Below are 4,328 nucleotides of genomic sequence, written 5' to 3' on the forward strand. Positions count from 1 at the left end.
GGGCCAAGATCTTGTCGCGATGTGCGTAAATGATCTCATCTGTAACTTCGCCGAGCCGCTGTTTTTCCTCGACTACTACGCGACGGCGAAGCTCGAGATCGCGGATGCCAAAGAGGTCGTAAAAAGCATCGCCGAGGGCTGCAAACTCGCCCGCTGCGCGCTAATAGGCGGCGAAACGGCCGAGATGCCCTCGATGTATGAAAAGGGCGACTTTGACCTTGCGGGCTTTGCTGTGGGTATCGCCGAAGAGGACGAGATCGACCGCTCAAAATTCGTCCGCGAGGGCGACGTGCTCATCGCGCTTCCTAGCAGCGGCCTGCACTCAAACGGCTTCTCGCTCGCACGAAAAGTGGTCGCCGAGCTTGGGCTAAAATTTGACGACAAAGTGGACGGTCGCGCGCTCATCGACGTGCTTTTGGAGCCGACCAGGATTTACGTCGGCGACTTTTTAAATTTAAAAGACAAGATCCACGCGCTCGCGCACATCACGGGCGGCGGTATCGTGGAAAATTTGCCGAGAGTATTTCCGGAGGGGCTGGGTGCGAAGATCGAGCATGCCGCGATCCGCACGCCTGAGATATTTAAAATCATCGCGCAAAAGGTCGAGCCTGCCGAGATGATGAGGACGTTTAATATGGGCGTGGGCATGATCATCGTAGCTCCGAAAGAAAACGCGGACTTTGTGCTTGCTAACACCGATGGCTACGTTATCGGCGAGGTCGTAAAAGGCGCGGGCGCACAGCTCGTGTAAATTTTAAGCGGTAAAATTTGCCGCTTTTGCCAAAGCAGAATTTATGTTTAGACTAAATTTTAAAGCAGGTATTGCGACCGCCTCCAAAAACAGCGCCGAGAATTATTATATGATAGGCCTAGCGGGCGACAAGTACGACTATAAGAACTATCTGCTTTTCCAAAGACCGATCAAGCTCGGGCGATACGAGGACGCAGACGCGCCGCATAACGGCTTATACGCAGAGTGCAATGGCGACGTATGTTATAACGGCTGCAAGGCGGCGAAAATCACTAGCGAGCTTATTGTTTTTGAGATCCAATACAGCGTCATCACCGTGGATATTCGCGGCGTTAAAATTCCCAAACACTTCATGCAGTATTGTAAAGAAATTTTCGGCGATCTGCTTAGCATCGAGGGATAAATTTAAATGCACCTAACGGCGCGTAAAATTTGCCTGGCGACTGCCGTAAATTCTATCTGGAGGATACTTACTCCGCATTCTTTGCGTCCACTTTTTCGATGAGGCTTTTATACTCGTCCTCGCTTAGATGCTCCATCCATGCTACGTTTTTGCCGTCCTTTTCAAAGGTTACCGCGATGTGCTCTCCGTCTTCGTGCAGTCCGCTCCGTGCCGGCGTTTGACGCCCGGCGGACAAAGCACTACGTCGCCCGGGTGAGCGATTTGCACGATTCCGTCCGCCGTACCGGTGTAAATTTTACCCTGCGTTACGATTAAATTTTGCCCCACAGGATGCGTATGCCATGCCGTGCGTACTCTGCGTGGAAAATGCACTAGCGCTGCTCCTGCATTTGAGTAAGGCGTCGCGCCGAAAAGTAGCGTGACTTTCGGCAGACCGCCTGCAAAAATTTTATCGTTCGCCTTATCATAAACGGCGAGATTTTCCTTTTTAACCAAAACTTGCTTTTCCTGCATCTTTTCTCCTTTGTTTATATTTTTTGCGATGTTTTCCCATGTGTTTAAATTTAATGCACGCAGTATCGCCACCGTACTTAAAATTTTAAGAAATCTTCATTATGTTGGCTTTAAATTTAATCACAAATTTAAAGCCAAAGTGCAAAAGTCGCCTAAAATTTCGCAAGCCACTCTTTTATCTCTTTTTCGCTCGGCCTCTCGCCGAAGCACTTCCCCGCTAGCCACTCGCCGCTTCCCGCCATTTTGGCTAAATTTTTATCACTATTTTCAAGCCCTGAGCTATAAACGGTGCAAAACGGGATCACCTTTTTGCTGCTAAAATCGTTGTTTTTTATAAACTCGTCAACCGGCCACGCAGCATCGTGCCACCAGATCGGATAGCCTACGAAAACGACATCGTAGCTCTCCCAGCCGGGGATTTTAGCGTTAGTTAGCGGTACGCTCCTAAGCGACGTATCATCATGCTCTCGGCTAACGCGACTTTTTGGATCGTTGTAGTTTAGATCAGCGTTCGTGTAGGGCTGCACGGGCTTTAGTTCAACTATCTTAGCACCTAAATTTTGTGCTATTAAATTTGCCGCTCTAGCCGTATTGCCGCCTGCTGAAAAATAGACTACGAGCGTCTTTTGGGGCTCAAATTTTATATTTCCTGCTGCACTTTCGCCCGCCGCGAATGAACACATAGCAAGCGCCGTAGCCACTATTTTGCTTAGTTTTTTCATTTTATTTTCCTTTCCTTTATCTCATCTGTTCTTGCCAAAATTTGACCGCCTCATCCAGCCAGCCCTGTGCTGCCGTGCCGGTGCCTAAGCCAAATCCGTGACCTAAATTTGCGTAGCTACGAAACTGCGTTTTAACGCCCGTAGCGGCTAAATTTCGTATCCGTCTCTCCATCACGCCGGGGCTTGCGATCCAGTCGTTTTCGCCAACGACGGCAAAGGTCGGCGGATCGTTTCGCGTAAAATCCGAATAGCCCGTATATTGCATTATCACGGCTGCAGGTCGCGGATGCGAGCCCTGCTCAAAAGCCTGCGTGCCGTAGCTTCCCAGCATCGCCGCAAGCCTAGCTCCGGCCGAGCCGCCCCACAGCGAATAAAACTCCGCTCCCACCTCAAGCTCCTTTGCGTGTTCAAAAATAAAGCTAATCGCACGAGCAAGGTCTTGCGCCCCGCTCCTAGCGCCCGGGCGGTAGATCAACGCAAAGGCGTTGTAGCCCTTTTTAGAAAGCTCAAGCGCGTGCGGGAAACTATCATGCATCGCGCCCACATAGGCAAAGCCGCCTCCGGCGACCACCACTGCAAACGGCTTGCCCCGCTCGCCTTTAAAATAAAAAAGCCCAGTATCATTTTTGCGTGGATCGGCGGCTTTTTCGGTATTTGAGTAAATATCGTAAAATACCTGCTTGCCGGCTTTGGCGCGATCTTTTAGATAGTTTAAAATTTCAACCGTTTTATCGGCATCGATATGCTCGTACCACGTCAAATTTAGCTCGCCGAGCCTGCTACCGCTAAAATAATCGGCGTCCGTAGGAAAAAGCAACCTGCCGTAATCTCCAAACACCGCATCATGGACGACGTCTGAAATTTTGCTCTCTTTTGTAAAATTATCGTTCATTTGCCCTCCCGCTAACGCCGCCGCAAATAGCGCCGAAATCAAAAACTTTTTCAAATTTAACCCCTATAACCAAAAACCGCTAAAGACTTTTTAGGGCATCTCTTGCGTTTTGCGGCGCGACTTTTAGTTTGTCCGCATCGCCAGCCGCCGCATAAGCAGCCACGCTAACGAGCGCTAGCTGTTTGTTGCTAAGCGCCCCGCTAAGCTTTGCCGCGTGCGGAAGCTCGTTAAAATTTATCATCGCTTGCTCCTTTGCCGAGCTTAAATTTAAAGCGAATAAAATAGCTAAAACAATTCTAAAAATTTTCACCGCATACCCTTTGTTTTTATTCGTTTTTACAAATTTTCTCCGTAAAACTGGGCTAGCTTTTTCATCGCGACGTCCACGTATTCGGGCTTATAGTAAGTGTCAATATGTAGCGCTCCGTCTATCTTAAAGTACTCCTTCTTCCGCGTACTGCTAGCGCCCGCGAAAGCTCGCTCGCTCATATAGGCGCTGTCGGCTTTGGAGCCTACCATCATCAAAAGCGGCTGATTGATTAGATCCATATTGCTCGCAGCGTCGAAGTTCATGAGATCTAGCAGACTGCTTTTGGTGTAGGCGAAGGTGGAGTTTGGATGCGCGTGCGTGCGGTGGTAGTATTTTAGCCCCTCGCGGTAAAGATCGTTGGTGATTTTGGCTATCTCCTCGTCGGTTAAATTTGGATCCGGCATGTATTCAACCTCGCCCGTTAGCACCTCTTTGGCGCGTGCGTCGCTAGCGTCTTTTAGTCGTTGCTGGATAGTCGAAATTTGCGCGTCCAAAAAGCCGTTTCGCCTAGCTAGTCCGCTATCAAAAGCACTTAACGTCGCCACGGCTTTGAAAATTTTATCAGTCTGCGCGGCTTTTAGCGTATATCCGCCGCCTCCGCAGATGCCTAGCACTCCGATACGGTCGCGATCTACGCCTTTAAATTTAAGCAAAAAATCGGCTGCCGCGCGGATATCCTCGATCCTGTTGCAGGCGTATCGACGTTGCGCGGCATGCCCCCGCTAGCGCCCTGATAA

The 4,328-nt window shown here is 49.7% G+C and carries 7 protein-coding genes; 2 read left to right on the forward strand and 5 right to left on the reverse strand.

Translation table 11 applies throughout. From position 1 onward, the window contains the following. Both purM and Q0340_RS11180 read left to right on the forward strand, forming a co-directional pair. The coding region (gene purM / locus Q0340_RS11175; protein ID WP_298083361.1) for a phosphoribosylformylglycinamidine cyclo-ligase at positions 1–751 on the forward strand (751 nt) is incomplete at its 5' end. A 43-nt stretch (positions 752–794) separates the two neighbouring features. Further along, complete coding sequence (locus tag Q0340_RS11180; protein ID WP_298083362.1) at positions 795–1,154, forward strand: Imm10 family immunity protein; 360 nt, start codon at positions 795–797, stop codon at positions 1,152–1,154. Positions 1,155–1,322: 168 nt separating this feature from the next. On the opposite strand, the gene Q0340_RS11185 is transcribed toward Q0340_RS11180, so the two are convergent. The 5 genes from Q0340_RS11185 to Q0340_RS11205 form a co-directional block, all read right to left on the reverse strand. Beyond that, positions 1,323–1,667 (reverse strand): cupin domain-containing protein, encoded by a 345-nt coding sequence (locus tag Q0340_RS11185; RefSeq protein ID WP_298083363.1) that lies wholly within the window; start codon positions 1,665–1,667, stop codon positions 1,323–1,325. Positions 1,668–1,819: 152 nt separating this feature from the next. After that, positions 1,820–2,389 carry a flavodoxin gene (locus tag Q0340_RS11190; RefSeq protein WP_298083364.1) on the reverse strand — a complete coding sequence of 190 codons (570 nt, stop codon included), beginning with the start codon at positions 2,387–2,389 and terminating at the stop codon, positions 1,820–1,822. Between the two features lie 16 nt (positions 2,390–2,405). Continuing rightward, positions 2,406–3,335 (reverse strand): alpha/beta hydrolase, encoded by a 930-nt coding sequence (locus tag Q0340_RS11195; RefSeq protein ID WP_298083365.1) that lies wholly within the window; start codon positions 3,333–3,335, stop codon positions 2,406–2,408. A 25-nt stretch (positions 3,336–3,360) separates the two neighbouring features. Then, positions 3,361–3,591 carry a hypothetical protein gene (locus Q0340_RS11200; RefSeq protein WP_298083366.1) on the reverse strand — a complete coding sequence of 77 codons (231 nt, stop codon included), beginning with the start codon at positions 3,589–3,591 and terminating at the stop codon, positions 3,361–3,363. A 26-nt stretch (positions 3,592–3,617) separates the two neighbouring features. Further along, positions 3,618–4,244, reverse strand: a complete 627-nt coding sequence (locus Q0340_RS11205) for an alpha/beta hydrolase (protein ID WP_298083367.1) — start codon at positions 4,242–4,244, stop codon at positions 3,618–3,620. Positions 4,245–4,328 lie beyond the last annotated feature (84 nt).

The sequence above is a fragment of the uncultured Campylobacter sp. genome (genome assembly GCF_938045595.1).
Taxonomy (GTDB): Bacteria; Campylobacterota; Campylobacteria; order Campylobacterales; family Campylobacteraceae; genus Campylobacter_B.

What these genes read in the sequence shown, in the direction of transcription:
- Q0340_RS11180 (WP_298083362.1), top strand. Translation starts at nt 795, where the DNA reads ATGTTTAGACTAAATTTTAAAGCAGGTATTGCGACCGCCTCCAAAAAC.
- Q0340_RS11190 (WP_298083364.1), bottom strand. Translation starts at nt 2,389, where the DNA reads ATGAAAAAACTAAGCAAAATAGTGGCTACGGCGCTTGCTATGTGTTCA.
- Q0340_RS11185 (WP_298083363.1), bottom strand. Translation starts at nt 1,667, where the DNA reads ATGCAGGAAAAGCAAGTTTTGGTTAAAAAGGAAAATCTCGCCGTTTAT.